Consider the following 19209-nt stretch of genomic DNA (forward strand, 5'->3'; position numbering starts at 1 on the left):
GCCGAACACGGAAGTTAAGCGTCTCAGCGCCGAAAGTAGTTGGGGGATCTCCCCCTGTGAGGATAGGACGTTGCCAGGCAACAACGCAGAGGACGACCGAGCATACGCTCGGTCGTTTTTTTGTTTTAGCGATGCTCTCGACATAGAGGCATCGCTTTTCGTTTGCCTTTTTTTAAATCAATGATAAAATATAGTCAAAAGTCAAAGATGGTCAGAGGGTGGTGGAGATGAGAAATATTTCGGATGTCATCGAACAGTATTTGAAGCAAGTCTTGAAGGAAAGTCAGGCAAATGCGATTGAAATCAAACGTCAAGATATCGCACAACGATTCGAATGTGTCCCATCCCAAATCAATTACGTCATCAACACACGTTTTACCGTCGAAAAAGGATATTTAGTAGAAAGTAAACGTGGCGGTGGCGGATATATTCGTATTCGACGCGTCATTTTACACGAAAAACAAGATGTTCTCTCTAGTTTGATGGATGTCATTCATGAACATCCACGTTTGAACGAACAGCTCGTTGAAAATGTGCTGATTCGATTGGTTGAAGAACAGATGATGCACGAACAAGAGGCGCAGTTGATTTATCATCTCTTATCAGATGAAGCATTGAACTTACAAGTTGACGATCGCTCCTATATTCGACGTCAACAACTACTCGCGCTGATGAAAGTACTTCGTTATCGTAATGGAGGGTAAGTCGTATGCTATGTGAACGTTGTAAACAGCGACCGGCTGTCAATGAAGTCGTTGTCATGGAACAGGACGTGCCCGTAAAAAAACGGCTATGTCGACAATGTACGGTAGAACTTATGACGGGCTATGTCCCGGTCGTAAAGCGTTGCCCAACCTGTCAGATGACGCGCCAAGATTTATTGCGTGTACGAAAAGCAGGATGTGCTACGTGTTATACCGTATTTCGTGATGAACTGATTAAAATCACACGTCAATATCAACAAGGACATGATCATCACATCGGTTCGGTCCCTGACCAGTTACGTACACCTCATGAACGAATCGAAGAGCGACTCGAAAAGTTGGCAGGGGAGTTGACCCGCGCTGTCGAACAAGAAGATTATGAACGAGCAGCACGTATTCAAAAAGAAATGAAGCAATTAGAAGGGCAAGGTGATGTCTAATGGAAACGTTCCTAACACATCCACTTGGTCCAAAAATGAAAGAGCGTGCCAAATTGGATGACCTGGTCGTCTCCACAAGAATCCGACTGGCACGTAACGTCAAAGACACTGTGTTTTCGCCGGTCCTCTCTAAAGAAGGAGAACGTCAACTGTGTAATCGTCTCGAAGGGCGGTTACGTGGGTTAAAGGGATTTGAATATCTTCATATGCGTGATTATGATGAAGTCACCCGGCAGGCGTTGATGGAGAAACACTTGATTAGTCCGGCCGTTGCGGCAAACGAAGAAAGTGCAGTCTTTTTAAGTGAAGATGAAACCATCAGTGTGTTGATTAACGAAGAAGATCATTTACGAATTCAGACCTTACTCCCAGGTTATCAAGTGAAAGAGGCGTTTGAAATAGCGAATCAAGTAGACGCATTGTGCGCAGAATCACTCTCCTACGCCTTTGACGAACAGTTAGGCTACTTGACGACATGCCCAAGCAATATCGGAACCGGACTCCGGGCCTCGGTCATGTTACACTTACCGGGACTCACGTTAACGGGTCGAATCAGCCCCATTTTGCGAGAACTTCGAAAACTTGGCTATACGATTCGAGGTCGTTACGGAGAAGGTAGCGATGCGGCAGGACGGTTGTTCCAGCTTTCAAATCAGCGGACATTGGGCAGTCATGAATCACAGCTGTTAGCTGACTTTATGGAAGTGACAGAACAAGTGATTCAAGCAGAACGTCATGCGCGTGAAGAGCTCATCGCACATCGACAAGAAGAGTTAGAGGATCGGTTTTATCGGTCATATGGTATTTTACGATATGCCAAACTTCTTTCTTCTACCGAAGCCATTGAGCGGCTATCTGATTTACATTTAGCGAGTGACCTAGGAATTTTGTCTGATTGGAGTCCGCCGAAGTTTCATGAACTCATCGTTCGGTTACAATCAGGTTTTCTACAAAAACATTTCGGGAAAACATTATCTACGCAAGAACGAGATCGAGAACGAGCGACACTTGTTCGTCGAACGTTAGATCAAGGCTTAGTTTGATCCAACTATAAGGAGGTTATGTCAATGATGTTTGGACGATTTACAGAACGAGCACAACGCGTATTAGCTTTAGCACAAGAGGAAGCCGTACGTCTTGGCCATCATAATATTGGTACAGAACATATTTTATTAGGATTGGTTCGTGAAGGAGAAGGGATTGCGGCAAAAGCGCTCTTCGCCCTCGGATTGACCTCTGAAAAAATCCAACAAGAAGTAGAATCATTGATTGGTCGCGGTTCGGAGAACGGGTCGACGATTCATTACACACCGCGTGCGAAAAAGGTCATTGAGCTTTCGATGGATGAGGCTCGAAAATTGGGACACTCTTACGTCGGAACGGAACACATCCTTCTAGGATTGATTCGTGAAGGAGAAGGGGTCGCGGCACGCGTCCTCAATAACCTTGGAATCAGTTTGACGAAAGCACGTCAACAAGTGTTACAACTTCTCGGGAACACCGAGTCTTCTTCAAATGCTTCGCAACCTGGGGCGAGCGCCGCAACACCAACGCTTGACGGATTGGCACGCGATTTGACACAACAAGCACGCGAGTCTCGTTTAGATCCAGTCATCGGACGTGCAGGCGAAATTCAACGTGTCATCGAAGTGTTGTCGCGTCGGACGAAGAACAACCCGGTTCTAATTGGGGAACCAGGGGTCGGGAAAACAGCGGTCGTCGAAGGTCTCGCTCAGCAAATCATCAACAACGAGGTACCTGAAACGCTTCGCAACAAACGCGTCATGGTGCTCGATATGGGAACGCTCGTCGCAGGTACGAAATATCGTGGTGAATTCGAAGATCGCTTGAAAAAAGTGATGGATGAAATTCGTCAAGCCGGTAACGTCATTCTCTTTATTGATGAGTTGCATACATTGATCGGTGCGGGTGGTGCAGAAGGTGCAATCGATGCGTCGAACATCCTCAAACCGTCATTGGCTCGCGGCGAACTTCAATGTATCGGGGCGACTACACTTGATGAATACCGAAAGTACATCGAAAAAGATGCAGCGCTTGAGCGCCGCTTCCAACCGATTCAAGTGAACGAACCGACAACAGAAGAAGCTGAACAAATCTTACTCGGGTTACGCGATCGCTATGAAGCACACCACCGTGTGACGATTACAGATACGGCGATTCACGAGGCGGTCGTCCTTTCAGACCGTTACATCTCAGATCGTTTCTTGCCGGATAAGGCGATCGACCTCGTCGACGAGGCAGCATCGAAAGTACGACTTCGCTCATTCACGGCACCACCGAATTTGAAAGAGTTGGAATCCCGTCTCGAATCGATTCGTAAAGAGAAAGACTCTGCCGTTCAAAGCCAAGAGTTTGAAAAAGCAGCTTCCCTTCGCGATACGGAACAGAAGTTACGCGATGAGTTAGAAGAGTTGAAAGCAGAGTGGCAGAACAAGCAAGGTAACGAAAAACTTGAAGTGACGAAAGAAGATATCGCTCAAGTTGTTGCGAACTGGACAGGTGTACCGGTCACGAAGATTGCCGAAGAAGAGACAGACCGTCTCCTCAAACTCGAATCAATTCTTCACAACCGTGTCATCGGTCAAGACGATGCGGTGAAATCAATTTCCCGCGCCATCCGTCGCGCCCGGGCCGGATTGAAAGATCCGAAACGTCCAATCGGGTCATTCATCTTCCTCGGACCGACCGGAGTCGGGAAAACAGAGCTCGCCCGTGCAGTTGCCGAAGCGATGTTTGGCGATGAAGATGCCATCATTCGAATCGACATGTCCGAGTACATGGAAAAACATGCGACGAGCCGTCTCGTCGGTTCGCCTCCTGGTTATGTTGGTTACGAAGAAGGCGGTCAATTGACTGAAAAAGTGCGTCGGAAACCGTACTCGGTTATCCTACTCGATGAAATCGAAAAAGCGCACCCAGAAGTATTCAACATCTTGCTTCAAGTGTTAGACGACGGTCGCTTGACGGATTCGAAAGGTCGCACAGTCGACTTCCGAAACACCGTCATCATCATGACGTCTAACGTCGGAGCCGCAGCGCTTCAACGAAACAAATATGTAGGATTCACAGTGGAAGATGATGTGAAACGTGAGTATACAGAAATGAAGGACAAAGTACTCGAGGAATTGAAGAAAGCGTTCCGACCTGAGTTCTTGAACCGAATTGATGAAATCACGGTATTCCATTCACTTCAAAAAGAGCACATTCAAGAAATCATCAAACTTATGGCAGAGACGCTCAAGAAACGTCTCGCCGAGCAAGGTGTTGATTTCAGCTTGACGGATGCGGCACTCGATAAAATTGCCGATGTCGGTTACGATCCGGAATACGGGGCTCGCCCTCTCCGTCGTGCCCTTCAACGGGAAGTGGAGGACCGTCTCTCAGAAGCGATGCTCGGCGGTACAATCGCTAAAGGCAGTAAAGTTGCGCTCGACGTACAAGATGGAGAGTTCGTCGTTCGTAACGAAGGTGTAGTTCAGTAAATCATTCAGCTCCCTCGTCGTTTAGAGGGAGCTTTTTTTAGACAGGAAGGGAACTTATGGCCAAAATTAAAACGAAATACGTCTGCCAATCGTGCGGATATGAATCAGCCAAGTGGATGGGACGCTGTCCGGGTTGTAATGAATGGAATACGCTCGTCGAAGAGTTTGTAGAAGAGAAGAAGGCCAAACGTGGAGCGGCCTTTGTGCATAGTTCATCGCGACAATTGAAACCGGAACGTTTAGCAAACGTCGTCTCACAAGAAGAGACGCGTGTGCATACGAATAGCCGTGAATTTGACCGCGTGCTCGGTGGAGGAATTGTCCCAGGTTCACTCGTCTTAGTCGGAGGGGACCCAGGGATTGGGAAATCAACAATCTTGCTACAGGTCAGCGCTCACTTAGCCCATAGTGGTAAAAAGGTGCTGTACATCTCGGGAGAGGAATCGCTCAAACAGACGAAACTGCGTGCGGAACGGCTCGGCTTACCAACGGATGACTTGTTCGTACTCGCTGAGACGGACATGTTGATGATTGAACGGGTTATTGATGAGGAGCAACCCGGATTTGTCATCATTGACTCGATTCAAACGGTATACATGGATGAGATTCAATCAGCGCCAGGGAGCGTGTCGCAAGTTCGAGAATGTACGGCCGCCCTCATGAAAATTGCGAAAACGCGAGGGATCGCCGTCTTCATCGTCGGTCACGTGACGAAGCAAGGATCGATTGCTGGTCCTCGTTTACTCGAGCATATGGTCGATGCGGTACTTTACTTTGAAGGGGAACGTCATCATACGTTCCGTATTTTACGGGCGGTGAAAAACCGTTTTGGGTCGACGAACGAGATTGGCATTTTCGAGATGAAAGAGAGCGGGCTTGAGGAAGTGCTCAATCCGTCCGAAATATTCTTAGAGGAGCGCACCGCGGGCGTATCAGGCTCGACCGTCGTTGCCTCAATGGAAGGGACACGGACGGTACTCGTGGAACTCCAAGCACTCATCTCTCCGACATCGTTCGGGAACCCGAGACGTATGGCAACGGGCATCGATCAAAACCGAGTCGCGCTTCTCATGGCCGTGCTTGAGAAACGTTCCGGTCTCTTGCTTCAGACGCAGGATGCGTACTTGAAAGCAGCCGGTGGCGTCAAACTGGACGAGCCGGCGATTGACCTTGCGATTTGCATCTCGATCGCCTCGAGTTTCCGCGATCGTCCGACCCGTCCGACGGATGTCTGCATCGGTGAGGTCGGATTGACCGGTGAAGTGCGACGGGTTTCAAGAATCGAGCAACGTGTCGCCGAGGCGGCGAAACTAGGTTTTACACGGGCCATCATCCCGAAAAATAACATGGGGGGATGGACCGCTCCGGCAGGGATTGAAGTCGTCGGGGTCGGGACAGTGGACGAAGCACTCCAGTTGGCGATTCCGTTCTAACGGGTCGCCACTGGCAGTTTTTAACGCTTTGTAACGAACGTGATTGAAAAAATCGTGTTACAATGAAAGTGTTATTTTTTGAAATTTTATTTCATATAGAAGGAGGTGGAATGAGTGAAGATTGCTGTACGAATCGGATTTATTTTGATTGGACTCGTCGTGGGTTGGTTCGGAATCATCGAAGCGACGCTTTTATTAGCAGACCTTGGCATGAATGTGCCGGGGTGGTTAACGATTCCATACGTAGCAAGTTTGATTGGTGGACTTATCTTCTTCATTCTTAGTTTATTCTTAACAGATGGTGTTGTTGCATTTATTCGTTTTGTCGAAGAACGGCTCGTCCGTTTACCCGTAGGGGATATCTTATTTGGTTCGATCGGTCTTATCATTGGGCTCTTGATTGCCTTTTTGATCAGTGTATCGCTTGAAGTCACGAATATCTTCTTACTGAGTAAAATCGTCCCGATTTTTGTCACGGCCCTGTTTGGTTACTTTGGTTTCGCGGTCGGCTATCGGAAGCGTAACGAATGGATCAAACTATTTGTGAAGAGTGAACGGGATAAGCCTGCGGCTGAACCAGTCCAACGCTCGAATGATAAGATTTTAGACACGAGCGTCATCATCGACGGTCGAATCGCGGATATTGCGACGACTGGATTCGTGGAAGGGACATTGATTGTGCCACAATTCGTCATCGGCGAACTGCAATACATCGCCGACTCATCGGATACGTTGAAGCGGAATCGTGGACGTCGTGGACTGGACATTTTGAAGGAACTTCAAGAAAACAAGCGCATCCAGGTTGAGATCTATGATGGAGACTTTGAAGATGTACCGGAAGTCGACATCAAATTGATCAAACTGGCTGAACTGAAAAACGGGATTGTCGTTACGAATGACTACAACTTAAATAAAGTGTGTGAGGTTCGAAATGTACCGGTCTTGAACATCAATGATTTGGCGAACGCTGTCAAACAGATTGTCATTCCTGGTGAAGAGATGGTCGTGACAGTTATTAAAGAAGGAAAAGAACAGAATCAAGGGGTTGCTTACCTTGAGGACGGGACGATGGTCGTCGTGGAGGGCGGACGTAAATTGATTTCGAAGACGCTCCCTGTCGTTGTGACGAGTGTCTTACAAACGTCTGCAGGACGTATGATTTTTGCCCGTCCGGAATAACGGATCAAAAAGAGACGCGAGAGCGCTCTCTTTTTTCACGAAGAGAGGTATTTACATGGTAGCTTATACAGTTGTCATCCCGGCTGCCGGGAGAGGGAAACGGATGGGTGCGGATGCGAATAAGCTCATGCTGACGCTCCGTGACAAACCGATTATCGCTTGGACGTTACAGACGTTCGATACCGATCCGTGGTGCGAACGGATTGTGTTAGCCATCCGGCCGGAAGAACGGGACTGGTTCGAGGAGATAACGTCACAGATGAAGACGCCGGTTACATACGTAGCAGGAGGGGAAGAACGACAACAGAGTGTCCATGCAGGACTGAAGGTTGTTGCACCCGATACGATTGTGATGATTCATGACGGTGCGCGTCCGTTTGTAAAACGTGAACAGTTGCATCAAGTGGCTGAAGCGGCACGGCAAGGTGGTGCCATCTTGGCGGTACCCGTTAAAGATACGGTCAAACAAGTTCAACGTCATCACATCGAACGCACCGTTCCCCGTGAAAACCTGTGGTTGGCACAAACGCCGCAAGCCTTTCAGGCGAAAGCGATTTTGGCGGCACATGAACGAGCGGTCGAACAACAAGTAATGGGCACGGATGATGCCAGTTTGTTTGAGTGGCTCGGCGAATCGGTACAAGTGGTCCTTGGGGACTATCACAACATCAAAATGACGACGCCCGAAGATTTATTGTTCGGCGACGCGATTTTAGCGGAGGAGGAATTACAATGAGAATTGGTCAAGGGTTTGATGTACACGCATTTGCAGAAGGACGTCCGTTAATCTTAGGAGGGATTGAGATTCCACATGAGCGCGGACTGCTCGGTCATTCTGATGCGGACGTGTTACTCCATACGATTGCGGATGCGGCACTTGGAGCAATTGCGGCAGGTGATATCGGAAAGCACTTCCCGGATACGGACCCGGAATTTAAAGATGCGGATTCGAAAGTATTGCTTCGTCACGTCTGGCAGCTCGTGAAAGACCAAGGGTACGTTCTCGGAAATGTAGATGCGACGGTCATGGCACAACGTCCGAAACTTCGTCCTTACATTGATGAGATGCGAGCGGTCATCGCTGAACTTCTTGAGGCGGACATCGAGCAGGTGAACGTGAAAGCGACGACGACGGAGAAACTGGGCTTCACGGGACGCGAAGAAGGGATTGCGGCGCAAGCGGTCATCTTACTCAACCGGGCTTGACAGAAATGGTATACTATTTGGGCAGAAGAGAAGAAAGGTGGAACTATTATGAGTGAAGTGCGTGTACGCTATGCGCCTAGTCCGACGGGGCATCTCCATATCGGAAATGCGCGGACTGCGTTGTTTAACTACTTATTTGCTCGCCATGCTGGCGGAAAAATGATTCTTCGGATTGAAGACACTGACCAGAAACGGAATGTGTTGAACGGTGTCGAGAGTCAGATGAAATACTTGGAATGGCTCGGCATCGACTGGGATGAAGGTCCAGGGCGTGACGGAGACTACGGTCCATATTATCAAATGGAGCGTCTTGCGATTTATGAGAAGTACGTCAATGAGTTGATGAGCAAAGGCCTTGCTTATAAATGCTACATGACCTCGGAGGAGCTTGAAGCAGAGCGTGAAGCACAAATCGCACGTGGGGAGGCACCACGTTACTCGGGTGCGCACCGTAACCTCACTGTTGAAGAACGTGAAGCGTTTGAAGCGGAAGGGCGTAAACCGTCTATTCGGATTCGTGTGGCGGAAGGCGTGACGTATAAATGGACAGATGTCGTCAAAGGAGACGTCTCGTTTGAATCGAAAGATTTCGGTGACTGGGTCATCGTGAAACAGGACGGCATTCCAACGTACAACTTCGCAGTTGTCGTGGACGACCATTTGATGAAGATCAGTCACGTGTTGCGTGGGGACGACCATATCGCGAACACACCAAAACAGATGATGGTCTATGACGCACTTGGTTGGGACTATCCTGAATTCGGTCACATGACGCTCATCTACAATGACCAACATAAGAAGTTATCAAAACGGGACGAATCGATTATTCAGTTCATCGAACAATATGCGGATCTTGGTTACTTGCCAGCAGCGCTCTTCAACTTCATTTCGCTCCTTGGCTGGTCACCCGTCGGGGAAGAAGAAATCTTCTCAAAAGAAGAGTTCATTGAAATGTTTGATGCGAAACGTTTGTCGAAGAGTCCGGCGGTTTTTGACCAACAAAAACTTTCTTGGATCAACAGTGTCTACATGAAGAAGGCCACGCTTGACGAAGTGGTGGCACTCAGTTTACCATTCTTACAAGAAGCAGGACGATTACCCGAGGCGGTATCTGTTGAGGAAGCGGATTGGGCGACAAACTTGATTGCATTGTATAAAGAACAAATGACGCACGGAGCAGAAATCGTCGCGTTGACAGACTTGTTCTTCAAAGATGAAATCGAGTATGACGAGGAAGCGAACGCTGTCCTTTCAGGTGAAACGGTACCTGCTGTTCTTGCAGAGTTCAAACAGCAGCTCGAAGCAATCGAAGACTTCACACCGGAAGCGATTAAAGCGGCGACGAAAGCGACGCAAAAAGCGACCGGTCAAAAAGGGAAGAACTTGTTCATGCCGATCCGTGTCGCTACGACAGGGCAAACACATGGACCGGAACTCCCGAACGCCATTTCGTTAATCGGAAAAGAGCGTGTGTTGAAGCGTCTGACAACTTTATTAGCGTAATAAAGGCATCGATGAGGAAAGTAAGCGGTACGACACGTTGCAGAGACTAGAACCTAGGCTGGGAGTTCTAGATGTGTCCCCCGAAGAAGTGCACCTCGGAGCCGTCTCGGCGATATGTAGTCGAGGCCGTGACTCGGCGTTAACGAGACTTGAGAGGGGAACGCATTTTCCCAAACAGAGTGGAACCGCGCTTACGGCGTCTCTGTGCCTTGGCACAGGGGCGTCTTTGTTTTTGTATAAGAAAAGGAGATATCGATTATGGGATTTTGGAGCAGTGTACGCGAAGACTTGCGGACTGTCCTGGAACTAGACCCTGCCGCTCGTTCGAAAGTAGAAGTGGCACTGACTTACCCAGGCCTTCACGCCATATGGGCACACCGCATCGCGCACGGATTATGGAAACGTAACGTGAAACTGGTGGCCAAATTATTAGCCCAGTTCAGTCGTTGGTTGACCGGGATTGAAATTCATCCGGGGGCAGTCCTTGGGGACCGCGTGTTCATCGATCACGGTTTCGGTGTCGTCATCGGTGAGACGGCGATTATCGGGAATGACGTCACCATCTATCAAGGCGTCACCCTGGGTGGAACGGGGAAAGAGAAAGGGAAGCGTCACCCGACAATCGGGAGTGACGTGCTTATTTCAGCGGGGGCGAAAGTACTTGGGAACATCACGGTCGGCGATTGCGTCAAAATCGGAGCGAGCTCGGTCGTATTGAACGATGTGCCGTCTGATTCGACCGTGGTCGGAATTCCAGGTCGTGTCGTCATCCGAAACGGTAAGCGTGTGAAGCAACATGATCTAGATCATCGTTTCCCAGATCCGGACCGCGAATGCCAAGAACGCTTAGAAGCGGCAGTGGATGAACTACAACAAAAATTAGCAACGCTTGAAAAGCGGATGGAGGAGAAGACACATGATTCAGCTGTACAACAGTCTCACGAATAAAAAAGAACCGTTTGTCCCGATTGTTCCGGGTAAAGTATCGATGTACGTATGCGGTCCGACCGTTTACAACTACATTCATGTTGGAAACGCCCGTCCGGCGATCGCCTTCGATACGGTTCGTCGCTACTTGACGTATCGTGGGTACGAGGTCAAATACGTCTTGAACTTCACAGACGTGGATGACAAGATCATTCGTACGGCGAATGAATTAGGAGAAGACACGGAGACGCTGACGAATCGCTATATAGAGGCATATTTAGCAGATACAGGGGCACTTAACGTTCAACCGGCAGACGTGCATCCGCGTGTTACCGATACGATGGTAGAAATCATCGAATTCATTCGTCAATTAGAGACGGAAGGGTTCGCTTATGAATCAGAAGGAGACGTGTATTTCCGGACGAAGAAGTTTGAGACTTACGGAAAATTGAGCCAGCAATCGATTGAAGATTTGCGGGCCGGGTCACGTGTCGATGTCGGGGAGAAGAAAGAAGACCCGCTCGACTTCGTCTTATGGAAAGCGGCTAAACCGGATGAACCATCATGGGATAGTCCGTGGGGCAAAGGACGTCCGGGCTGGCATATCGAATGCTCGGCGATGGCGAAAAAACATCTCGGGACAACAATTGATATACACGCGGGCGGTCATGATTTGAAATTCCCACACCACGAGAACGAGATTGCTCAGTCAGAAGCTTGCAACCATGCGAAGTTCGCCAACTATTGGTTGCATAACGGCTTCATTAACATTGAAAATGAGAAGATGTCTAAGTCGCTCGGAAACTTCCTCCTCGTCCATGAGGCGTTGAAAGAAGTCGACCCGATGGTCCTGCGCTTCTTCATGTTGTCTGTACATTATCGTCATCCGATCAACTATAGCCGAGAATTGATTGAACAAGCGGCGAACGGCTGGAGCCGAATCAAGGAAGCCTATCAGAATATTGAATATCGCTTGTCGGTAACAGCTGGACTTGGAGAGGCGAGCGAGTCGATGGAACGGAAGCTTGAATCCATCAAAGCGTCTTTCATCGAATCAATGGATGATGATATCAATACGGCCAACGCCGTGACCGTCCTCTTTGACTTGGCACGGGAAGCGAACATTTATGCGAAGGCCGATCATGTGGCCAAAGCGACGCTAGAACAGGTCCTGTCGCTATTTGATGAATTGACGGGTGTCCTCGGCTTGACGTTGGCAGAAGAAAAAGAACTATTGGATGACGAGATCGACCAATTGATTCAAGAACGGAACGACGCACGGGCGGCACGTAATTTTGCCCGGGCTGACGAGATTCGTGATTTACTAAAAGAACAACACATCCAACTCGAAGACACGGCCCAAGGGGTTCGGTGGAAGCGGTTATGATGCAACCGAAACAAATGAATGCCCTTGCGCTCGCTTACATGGGAGACGTGGTATACGAAATGGCTGTACGGAGACGCCTGCTCGAGAAAGGATTGACGCGCCCGAATGACTTACACCGGGGTGCGGTCCGCTACGTCAATGCACGAGCGCAGGCGAGCGTCGTGACATTTTGGTTAGAGACGGATGCGTTGACAGAAGAGGAACAGGCTGTCGTCAGACGTGGAAAGAATGCGAAATCCGGATCGGTTCCAAAGCGGGTCGATGTGCACACGTATCGTTATTCCACGGCGTTCGAGGCATTGATTGGGTATATCTATTTGACAGAAAGAAGGGATCGTCTTGAAGAACTCATCAAACAAGCGTTCGAACGACTCGAAGCCGAGTCGACCGAAACGACATGACGGAAATCGGGGAGCGGAGAAACGAACGTTTGACCGCCCTCGTGGGGAACGACCAGATCGCGCGCGTCGCCAAAAGGCAGAACGCCCTGACTATAAGGAAGTCGATGTGATGGAGGAAGGGATTGACTTCCTTTACGGTCGTAACCCGGTACTCGAGGCACTGCGAAGTGGTCGGGATATGAATAAAGTATTCATTATGGAAGGTCAGCAAAAGGGACCACTCGCTCAAATTATCGCGATGGCGAACGAAGCATCGGTCCAAGTGTCATTCGTCCCAAAAACGAAACTTGAGAAGATGGCTGGCAGTGAACATCACCAAGGAGTCGTTGCGGCGGTTGCGGCTTATGAATACAAAACAGTCGAAGACATGTTCGCTCTCGCAGCTTCGAAAGATGAGACACCGCTCTTCATTTTACTAGATGAGCTCGAAGACCCGCACAATCTCGGTTCGATTTTACGGACCGCCGATGCTGTTGGCGCACATGGGATCATCATTCCGAAACGTCGCTCGGTCGGTTTGACTCAAACGGTTGCCAAAGCCTCGACCGGGGCCATTGAGCATATTCCGGTGGCGCGTGTGACGAACTTGACACGGACACTTGAAGAGTTGAAGGAAAAAGGATTGTGGGTCGTCGGGACCGATGCGAAAGAAAGTCAGGACTATCGTCGATTGGATGGAAATATTCCACTCGTTGTGGTCATTGGAAGTGAGGGCAAAGGGATGAGCCGACTCGTGCGCGAATCGTGCGACTTCCTTGTTCATTTACCGATGGTCGGTCATGTCACGTCACTCAATGCATCTGTTGCAGCGGCGCTCCTCCTGTATGAGGTGCATCGCTCACGTCATCCATTGGCATGAGTATCCTGAAGCGTGAGCTCCTTCTTGTCGACGGATATAATATCATCGGCGCGTGGCCTCACTTGAGAAGTCTCCGCGACGTAGATTTTGAACAAGCACGTAATCTGTTGATTGAGGCGATGGCAGAATATCAGGCTGTGTCCGGCAAAGAGGTCACCATCGTGTTTGACGCCCATATGCGTTATGGTCGTGAATCCAAAGAGAAGCGGAGTCGGGTCGACGTTGTCTATACGAAAGAGAATGAGACGGCGGACGAATGGATTGAGCGGCGTGCCCATGAATTAGTGGATGACCGGCTCATTACATTATTCGTCGCGACGAACGATTTCACGGAGCAGTGGGTCATCTTTGGTCAAGGCGCATTGCGCGTCCCGGCAACCGAACTGTTGAAAGATTGGAAGCATGCGAAAACATTGATTGAACAACAGCGCGTGTCGCTCGAGAAAGAACAAGCGAATCGGAAGACGATTGATATTCCACCGCATATTCAAGCGAAGTTTGAAGAAATGCGACGTCGCAAATCAAAAGGTGATTGAAATCACGGACGAGTTCATCAAATGGACTCGTCTTTGTTTCGATTTTGACATTTTTTTGCAAAGGAATGTTGTATACTATTACATATATGAGTTACACAGTATTCAATTGACGGAATTTTTAGAAATTTGTTTGACGCATAGGAGTAGGGAGTCCTATAATGGGACACAACCTTACATAGTTCAGGATCAATCGCCGGGGGGTAACGAGCATGAACGGATGGCCGTACGAACAGTTTGAAAAAATGTCAGACGAAGAGTTGGTCTTATTGGCGCGCAACGAAGGGGATAGCGACGCGCTCGAGTTTTTGATTGAACGATACCGGTATTTTGTGCGGGCGAAGGCACGTTCATACTTTTTGATTGGTGCAGATCACGAGGACATCGTCCAAGAAGGGATGATCGGCCTTTATAAAGGTGTGCGTGATTATAAGGACGAGCGACTTGCGTCATTCAAAAGCTTTGCTGAGATGTGTATCACCCGTCAGATGATCACGGCAATCAAGACGGCGACACGCCAAAAACATATTCCGCTCAATTCATATGTGTCACTCGATAAACCAATTTTTGATGAAGAGTCTGACCGGACGTTGCTCGATGTCATCTTGCCACCACATCCGACTGATCCACAAGAATTGATCGTGACACAGGAAGAACAGACGTTCATGGAAGCGAAGATGGATGAGATCTTGAGTGACCTCGAACGGAAAGTATTGCGTCTTTATTTAGACGGACGTTCTTATCAAGAGATTTCAGACGATCTCGATCGTCATGTCAAATCGATCGATAATGCGTTGCAACGTGTGAAGAAGAAATTCGAGCGTCATGTCGACGTCCGGATGCTCACGAGCTAACCGATTATTGACCGCGTGCCTCCTATGTGATACTTTAAAAGCAGCGCCTTGTCCGTAGACGCCATTTACAGGAGGCGTTTTTTTTTCGCTCTTTTTTAAGAGAGAGTAGTCGAAAGGGGCGCTTATGAATGGCAAAGAAAGTAAGTCTCGCTTGCTCAGAATGCGGGTCTCGAGAGTACTCGACGACAAAAAAAGACGGCGTGTCGACACGGCTTGAAATGAAGAAGTTTTGTCGCCGCTGTAACGCGCATACGCTGCATCGGGAATCAAAGTAACGTAGATTGGCATTCAATGTAGGAGGAAGCTACCATGAACTTTTTGCGCGACGTATGGAAAGAGTTGAAGAAAACGAGTTGGCCGACTCGTAAAGAACTCACGAAATATACCATTACTGTCATCGCGACTGTTGTCGTGATTGGCCTGTTCGTGTTCGGCGTAGATACTGGGGTCAGTTATCTCGTCAATTTATTGATTAACTAAGGAAGAGGTGAAAGCCGTGGAGAAACAATGGTTTGTTGTCCAGACGTACTCAGGTTTTGAGAATAACGTCAAAGAAAACCTAGAACGTCGAATCGGTTCGATGAACATGGAAGATAAAATTTTCCGCGTCCTCGTCCCGACTGAAACGACGCAAGAAGAAGTCACATTGAAGAGTGGCGAGAAGAAAATCAAAGAACGTGAAGTCAAAAGTTTCCCGGGCTATGTGTTCGTAGAGATGGTCATGACTGACGATTCATGGTATGTTGTCCGCAACACGCCAAACGTCACCGGCTTCCTCGGTTCAACGGGTGGTGGGGCAAAACCAATCCCACTCCAACCGGACGAAGTGACAAACGTCTTGTCACAAATGGGACTCATCGAGAAGAAAGATCGTTACAACTATGAACTCGGTGACCTTGTCCGCGTGAAAGAAGGCGCATTTGAGAACTTTGAAGGAACAATCGACGAGATTGAAGCCGACAAAGAGAAGCTCAAAGTCGTGGTCGACATGTTCGGTCGTGAAACAAAAATTGAGCTTGATTTCGAACAAGTTCAGAAAATTAACTAAACCCACTTGCTAATCCGTAAAACGGATGGTACAATCGAAAATGTTTGATGTTGTGCTTTATTTCGGTACAAACTCGACCTAATAGATTGAGTGGGAGGGCGCACAACGTCCAAGAAACCACATTTTAGACTTAAGGAGGTGTGTCTCGTGGCGAAAAAAGTTTCTAAACTCGTTAAACTTCAAATCCCAGCTGGTAAAGCAAACCCAGCTCCACCAGTAGGTCCAGCACTTGGTCAAGCAGGTGTTAACATCATGGGATTCTGTAAAGAGTTCAACGCTCGTACACAAGACCAAGCCGGATTGATTATTCCTGTAGTCATCACGGTATACGAAGATCGTTCGTTTACATTCATTACGAAAACTCCACCAGCTGCAGTTCTCTTGAAGAAAGCTGCTGGTATCGAGAGTGGTTCTGGTGAACCAAACCGTAAGAAAGTAGCAACGGTTAAGCGTGACAAAGTTCGCGAAATCGCTGAACTTAAAATGCCTGACCTTAACGCATCATCTGTAGAAACAGCGATGCTTATGGTTGAAGGTACTGCACGTAGTATGGGTATTGTAATCGAAGACTAATTGCTAGTCTCTGGGGTTGTCGGTGAATACTGCTCACCTTCAATCCCTTCATTATGTGGGAGGAAATTCCGCTAACCACAAGGAGGAAAAGATCATGGGTAAAAAACACCAAGAAGCAGCTAAGCTTGTTGACCGCACGAAGTCATACGACCTCGCTGAAGCTGTCGAGCTCGTTCAAAAAACAGCTACTGCTAAATTCGATGAAACAATCGAAGTTGCTGTCCGTCTCGGCGTAGATCCGAAGAAAGCAGACCAACAAATCCGTGGTGCCGTTGTACTTCCACACGGTACTGGTAAAACACAAAAAGTTCTCGTCTTCGCAAAAGGTGAGAAAGTGAAAGAAGCGGAAGCTGCTGGAGCAGACTACGTTGGCGACGCTGAGTACATCAACAAAATCCAACAAGGATGGTTCGACTTCGATGTAATCGTTGCGACACCTGACATGATGGGTGAAGTTGGTAAACTTGGTCGTGTTCTCGGACCTAAAGGCCTCATGCCTAACCCGAAAACAGGAACAGTTACTTTCGACGTAGAAAAAGCAATCGCGGATATCAAAGCTGGTAAAGTTGAATACCGTGTTGATAAAGCTGGTAACATCCACGTTCCAGTTGGTAAGAAATCATTTGAAGCATCTAAACTCTCTGAGAACATCGAGACAATTCTCGAAACACTCATGAAAGTGAAGCCTGCTACTGCAAAAGGAACTTACCTTAAAAACATCTCGCTTTCATCTACAATGGGTCCTGGGATCCGTGTAGCGACTGCAGATTTCCTTAAGTAATCTTGTTGAAATAAATTGTTGACAACGTGTGACACCGCTGATAAAGTAATACACGTTCAACCGAATATGTTGGATTACCGTAGACAGAAGGTGGACATCGGTCCGTAAACCCTTCCGAGGTGTCTTTGCTCGAACTTGAGCCTGTTGTCACAGGTTTACTTTCAAACAATTACGCCCTCGTATGTCTTCATACGAGGGATTTCTTTTGGAGAGCAGCCTCTCGTCCGGTATAAGAATTGACTAGGAGGTGCAAACACATGGCAAACGAAAAAATCGTAGCTCAGAAATCGGCACTCGTCGATGAAATCGCTGAGAAAATGCAAGCGAGCGTTGGAACAGTTGTTGTTGACTACCGTGGACTTACAGTTGAAGAAGTGACTACACTCCGTAAATCACTCCGTGACGCTGGAATCGAGTTCAAAGTTTACAAGAACGGTCTTCTTCGCCGCGCGGCTACTCAGTCGAACTTCGAAGGTCTTGACGAAGTCTTCACTGGTCCTACAGCAATCGCCTTCTCTAAAGAAGACGTTATTGCTCCAGCGAAGATCTTGAACGACTTCTCGAAAGAGCACAAAGCGCTCGAACTCAAAGGCGGAATCATCGAAGGTAAAGTTTCTTCACTCGAAGAAATCAAAGCCCTTGCAGAACTTCCATCACGCGATGGTCTTCTCTCGATGCTTCTCAGCGTACTTCAAGCTCCAATCCGTGGGCTCGCAGTCGCAACAAATGCAATCGCAGAACAAAAAGAAGAGCAATCAGCTTAATTTTTGTCGCGTAGCGTAACTCAAAAAAACTTTTTCACAACATCAAAGGAGGAAAACCATAATGGCTTTCAACAAAGAGCAATTCATCGAAGACCTCAAATCAATGACGGTTCTCGAACTTAACGAACTCGTAAAAACAATCGAAGAAGAATTCGGCGTATCAGCAGCAGCTCCAGTAGCAGTTGCAGGTGCTGGCGCAGGCGCAGCAGCTGAAGAGAAAACTGAATTCGACGTAATCCTCACAAACGCTGGCGCTGGTAAAATCAACGTCATCAAAGCTGTTCGTGAAATCACAGGTCTCGGCCTTAAAGAAGCAAAAGCACTCGTTGACGGAACTCCAGCTCCAGTCAAAGAGGGCGTTTCTAAAGAAGACGCTGACGCAATCAAAGCTAAGCTTGAAGAAGCTGGCGCATCTGTTGAAGTTAAGTAATTCAACTTCACAACCTATAGAAGCTCGCCATGGCGAGCTTCTTTTATTTCCTTGAAGAATGGGTTAGGAGGTTCAACGCATGGGAGATCATTACTATACGAACGATCCACGTTCGGAAAGTGCCCCAGAGACATGGACGTATGAGTTGCGAGGGAAACAGTATCACTTCACTTCGGACCGCGGTGTGTTCTCGAAAGGGTCGGTCGATTTTGGGTCACGTCTTTTAATTGAAACGTTTGAGATGCCTGATGTGTCGGGACGTATTTTAGATGTAGGCTGCGGCTATGGTCCGATGGGGATCTCGCTTGCCGATGCCTCTGGGCGTGAGGCCTTGCTCATTGATGTGAATGAGCGTGCGCTGGCGCTCTCTGAGCAAAACGCCGCCCGTAATGGAGTGACGGTCGAAACACGGCTTTCTCACGCGTATGACGCGGTGGGGGGAGAACGGTTTGCCGCCATTGTCACCAATCCGCCGATTCGTGCGGGGAAACAAGTCGTCCATACGATCTTGCGTGAAGCACATACGCACCTCGTCGATGGAGGAGCAATCTATGTCGTCATTCAAAAGAAACAAGGAGCACCTTCTGCTAAAAAGTTATTAGAAGAGGTGTTTGGTCAAGTTGAAACGATCGCGAAAGAAAAAGGTTACTTTATTTTCCGGGCAATTCGGTCTTGACAAACGGT

23 protein-coding genes, 1 rRNA gene and 2 other annotated features are annotated in these 19209 nt (G+C 48.3%); all 24 genes read left to right on the forward strand.

Annotation, left to right across the window (positions count from 1 at the left end; translation table 11 throughout):
- Nucleotides 1-79 (forward strand): 5S ribosomal RNA (gene rrf / locus KNO68_RS15165); the annotation flags it as partial.
- Between the two features lie 148 nt (nt 80-227).
- Nucleotides 228-704 carry a CtsR family transcriptional regulator gene (locus KNO68_RS13850; protein WP_012727708.1) on the forward strand — a complete coding sequence of 159 codons (477 nt, stop codon included), beginning with the start codon at nt 228-230 and terminating at the stop codon, nt 702-704.
- A 5-nt stretch (nt 705-709) separates the two neighbouring features.
- Nucleotides 710-1144 (forward strand): UvrB/UvrC motif-containing protein, encoded by a 435-nt coding sequence (locus KNO68_RS13855; RefSeq protein WP_012727707.1) that lies wholly within the window; start codon nt 710-712, stop codon nt 1142-1144.
- The gene (locus KNO68_RS13860; protein WP_215112657.1) at nt 1144-2187 is read left to right on the forward strand and encodes a protein arginine kinase; all 1044 of its coding nucleotides are present in this window, start codon (nt 1144-1146) and stop codon (nt 2185-2187) included. The genes KNO68_RS13855 and KNO68_RS13860 overlap by 1 nt, the downstream gene beginning before the upstream one ends.
- A 24-nt stretch (nt 2188-2211) precedes the next feature.
- On the forward strand, nt 2212-4647 hold the full coding sequence (locus tag KNO68_RS13865; protein WP_078147873.1) for an ATP-dependent Clp protease ATP-binding subunit: 2436 nt from the start codon (nt 2212-2214) through the stop codon (nt 4645-4647).
- Nucleotides 4648-4703: 56 nt separating this feature from the next.
- Nucleotides 4704-6080, forward strand: a complete 1377-nt coding sequence (gene radA, locus KNO68_RS13870; RefSeq protein ID WP_012727704.1) for a DNA repair protein RadA — start codon at nt 4704-4706, stop codon at nt 6078-6080.
- 114 nt (nt 6081-6194) lie between these two features.
- On the forward strand, nt 6195-7259 hold the full coding sequence (locus KNO68_RS13875; protein WP_215112656.1) for a PIN/TRAM domain-containing protein: 1065 nt from the start codon (nt 6195-6197) through the stop codon (nt 7257-7259).
- Nucleotides 7260-7314: 55 nt separating this feature from the next.
- On the forward strand, nt 7315-7995 hold the full coding sequence (gene ispD, locus KNO68_RS13880) for a 2-C-methyl-D-erythritol 4-phosphate cytidylyltransferase (RefSeq protein ID WP_078147871.1): 681 nt from the start codon (nt 7315-7317) through the stop codon (nt 7993-7995).
- Nucleotides 7992-8465 carry a 2-C-methyl-D-erythritol 2,4-cyclodiphosphate synthase gene (gene ispF / locus KNO68_RS13885; RefSeq protein WP_012727701.1) on the forward strand — a complete coding sequence of 158 codons (474 nt, stop codon included), beginning with the start codon at nt 7992-7994 and terminating at the stop codon, nt 8463-8465. The genes ispD and ispF overlap by 4 nt, the downstream gene beginning before the upstream one ends.
- 45 nt (nt 8466-8510) lie before the next feature.
- Nucleotides 8511-9968 (forward strand): glutamate--tRNA ligase, encoded by a 1458-nt coding sequence (gene gltX, locus KNO68_RS13890; protein ID WP_215112659.1) that lies wholly within the window; start codon nt 8511-8513, stop codon nt 9966-9968.
- Nucleotides 9968-10175 (forward strand) — a binding site (T-box leader). (Overlaps the previous gene by 1 nt.)
- A gap of 51 nt (nt 10176-10226) precedes the next feature.
- Nucleotides 10227-10916 (forward strand): serine O-acetyltransferase, encoded by a 690-nt coding sequence (gene cysE, locus KNO68_RS13895; protein WP_012727699.1) that lies wholly within the window; start codon nt 10227-10229, stop codon nt 10914-10916.
- Nucleotides 10885-12282 (forward strand): cysteine--tRNA ligase, encoded by a 1398-nt coding sequence (cysS, locus tag KNO68_RS13900; RefSeq protein WP_078147870.1) that lies wholly within the window; start codon nt 10885-10887, stop codon nt 12280-12282. Before cysE ends, cysS begins: the two co-directional genes overlap by 32 nt.
- Nucleotides 12279-12683 (forward strand): Mini-ribonuclease 3, encoded by a 405-nt coding sequence (locus KNO68_RS13905; RefSeq protein ID WP_074035355.1) that lies wholly within the window; start codon nt 12279-12281, stop codon nt 12681-12683. Before cysS ends, KNO68_RS13905 begins: the two co-directional genes overlap by 4 nt.
- Nucleotides 12684-12792: 109 nt before the next feature.
- Nucleotides 12793-13542: a 23S rRNA (guanosine(2251)-2'-O)-methyltransferase RlmB gene (gene rlmB / locus KNO68_RS13910; RefSeq protein WP_215112658.1), complete on the forward strand. Its 750-nt coding sequence runs from the start codon at nt 12793-12795 to the stop codon at nt 13540-13542.
- Nucleotides 13539-14078 (forward strand): YacP-like NYN domain-containing protein, encoded by a 540-nt coding sequence (locus tag KNO68_RS13915; RefSeq protein ID WP_012727695.1) that lies wholly within the window; start codon nt 13539-13541, stop codon nt 14076-14078. The genes rlmB and KNO68_RS13915 overlap by 4 nt, the downstream gene beginning before the upstream one ends.
- 209 nt (nt 14079-14287) lie before the next feature.
- Entirely contained in the window at nt 14288-14929 is a 642-nt protein-coding gene (gene sigH, locus KNO68_RS13920; RefSeq protein ID WP_031421852.1) for an RNA polymerase sporulation sigma factor SigH, read from the forward strand.
- 128 nt (nt 14930-15057) lie between these two features.
- The gene (rpmG, locus tag KNO68_RS13925; protein ID WP_012727693.1) at nt 15058-15204 is read left to right on the forward strand and encodes a 50S ribosomal protein L33; all 147 of its coding nucleotides are present in this window, start codon (nt 15058-15060) and stop codon (nt 15202-15204) included.
- A gap of 34 nt (nt 15205-15238) precedes the next feature.
- The gene (gene secE / locus KNO68_RS13930; RefSeq protein WP_012727692.1) at nt 15239-15409 is read left to right on the forward strand and encodes a preprotein translocase subunit SecE; all 171 of its coding nucleotides are present in this window, start codon (nt 15239-15241) and stop codon (nt 15407-15409) included.
- A gap of 16 nt (nt 15410-15425) precedes the next feature.
- On the forward strand, nt 15426-15977 hold the full coding sequence (nusG, locus tag KNO68_RS13935; protein WP_012727691.1) for a transcription termination/antitermination protein NusG: 552 nt from the start codon (nt 15426-15428) through the stop codon (nt 15975-15977).
- A 147-nt stretch (nt 15978-16124) separates the two neighbouring features.
- Nucleotides 16125-16550: a 50S ribosomal protein L11 gene (gene rplK, locus KNO68_RS13940; RefSeq protein ID WP_012727690.1), complete on the forward strand. Its 426-nt coding sequence runs from the start codon at nt 16125-16127 to the stop codon at nt 16548-16550.
- A gap of 94 nt (nt 16551-16644) precedes the next feature.
- Nucleotides 16645-17331 (forward strand): 50S ribosomal protein L1, encoded by a 687-nt coding sequence (gene rplA, locus KNO68_RS13945; RefSeq protein WP_012727689.1) that lies wholly within the window; start codon nt 16645-16647, stop codon nt 17329-17331.
- Between the two features lie 59 nt (nt 17332-17390).
- Nucleotides 17391-17544: a sequence feature (ribosomal protein L10 leader region), on the forward strand.
- 44 nt (nt 17545-17588) lie between these two features.
- Entirely contained in the window at nt 17589-18095 is a 507-nt protein-coding gene (gene rplJ, locus KNO68_RS13950) for a 50S ribosomal protein L10 (RefSeq protein WP_012727688.1), read from the forward strand.
- Nucleotides 18096-18156: 61 nt separating this feature from the next.
- Complete coding sequence (gene rplL, locus KNO68_RS13955) at nt 18157-18525, forward strand: 50S ribosomal protein L7/L12 (protein WP_012727687.1); 369 nt, start codon at nt 18157-18159, stop codon at nt 18523-18525.
- Nucleotides 18526-18604: 79 nt separating this feature from the next.
- Nucleotides 18605-19201, forward strand: coding sequence for a class I SAM-dependent methyltransferase (locus KNO68_RS13960; protein ID WP_012727686.1), 597 nt, complete (start codon nt 18605-18607; stop codon nt 19199-19201).
- The last annotated feature ends 8 nt before the right edge of the window (nt 19202-19209 follow it).

Origin of the sequence: Exiguobacterium sp. s75, assembly GCF_018617145.1 — a bacterium.
Taxonomy (GTDB): domain Bacteria; phylum Bacillota; class Bacilli; order Exiguobacteriales; family Exiguobacteriaceae; genus Exiguobacterium; species Exiguobacterium profundum.

Bases quoted from the DNA above. Each gene is read 5' to 3' on its own strand.
- KNO68_RS13850 (WP_012727708.1), top strand. From the start codon at position 228: ATGAGAAATATTTCGGATGTCATCGAACAGTATTTGAAGCAAGTCTTG.
- KNO68_RS13855 (WP_012727707.1), top strand. From the start codon at position 710: ATGCTATGTGAACGTTGTAAACAGCGACCGGCTGTCAATGAAGTCGTT.
- KNO68_RS13860 (WP_215112657.1), top strand. From the start codon at position 1,144: ATGGAAACGTTCCTAACACATCCACTTGGTCCAAAAATGAAAGAGCGT.
- KNO68_RS13865 (WP_078147873.1), top strand. From the start codon at position 2,212: ATGATGTTTGGACGATTTACAGAACGAGCACAACGCGTATTAGCTTTA.
- radA (WP_012727704.1), top strand. From the start codon at position 4,704: ATGGCCAAAATTAAAACGAAATACGTCTGCCAATCGTGCGGATATGAA.
- ispD (WP_078147871.1), top strand. From the start codon at position 7,315: ATGGTAGCTTATACAGTTGTCATCCCGGCTGCCGGGAGAGGGAAACGG.
- ispF (WP_012727701.1), top strand. From the start codon at position 7,992: ATGAGAATTGGTCAAGGGTTTGATGTACACGCATTTGCAGAAGGACGT.
- cysE (WP_012727699.1), top strand. From the start codon at position 10,227: ATGGGATTTTGGAGCAGTGTACGCGAAGACTTGCGGACTGTCCTGGAA.
- cysS (WP_078147870.1), top strand. From the start codon at position 10,885: ATGATTCAGCTGTACAACAGTCTCACGAATAAAAAAGAACCGTTTGTC.
- KNO68_RS13905 (WP_074035355.1), top strand. From the start codon at position 12,279: ATGATGCAACCGAAACAAATGAATGCCCTTGCGCTCGCTTACATGGGA.
- rlmB (WP_215112658.1), top strand. From the start codon at position 12,793: ATGGAGGAAGGGATTGACTTCCTTTACGGTCGTAACCCGGTACTCGAG.
- KNO68_RS13915 (WP_012727695.1), top strand. From the start codon at position 13,539: ATGAGTATCCTGAAGCGTGAGCTCCTTCTTGTCGACGGATATAATATC.
- sigH (WP_031421852.1), top strand. From the start codon at position 14,288: ATGAACGGATGGCCGTACGAACAGTTTGAAAAAATGTCAGACGAAGAG.
- rpmG (WP_012727693.1), top strand. From the start codon at position 15,058: ATGGCAAAGAAAGTAAGTCTCGCTTGCTCAGAATGCGGGTCTCGAGAG.
- secE (WP_012727692.1), top strand. From the start codon at position 15,239: ATGAACTTTTTGCGCGACGTATGGAAAGAGTTGAAGAAAACGAGTTGG.
- rplA (WP_012727689.1), top strand. From the start codon at position 16,645: ATGGGTAAAAAACACCAAGAAGCAGCTAAGCTTGTTGACCGCACGAAG.
- rplJ (WP_012727688.1), top strand. From the start codon at position 17,589: ATGGCAAACGAAAAAATCGTAGCTCAGAAATCGGCACTCGTCGATGAA.
- rplL (WP_012727687.1), top strand. From the start codon at position 18,157: ATGGCTTTCAACAAAGAGCAATTCATCGAAGACCTCAAATCAATGACG.
- KNO68_RS13960 (WP_012727686.1), top strand. From the start codon at position 18,605: ATGGGAGATCATTACTATACGAACGATCCACGTTCGGAAAGTGCCCCA.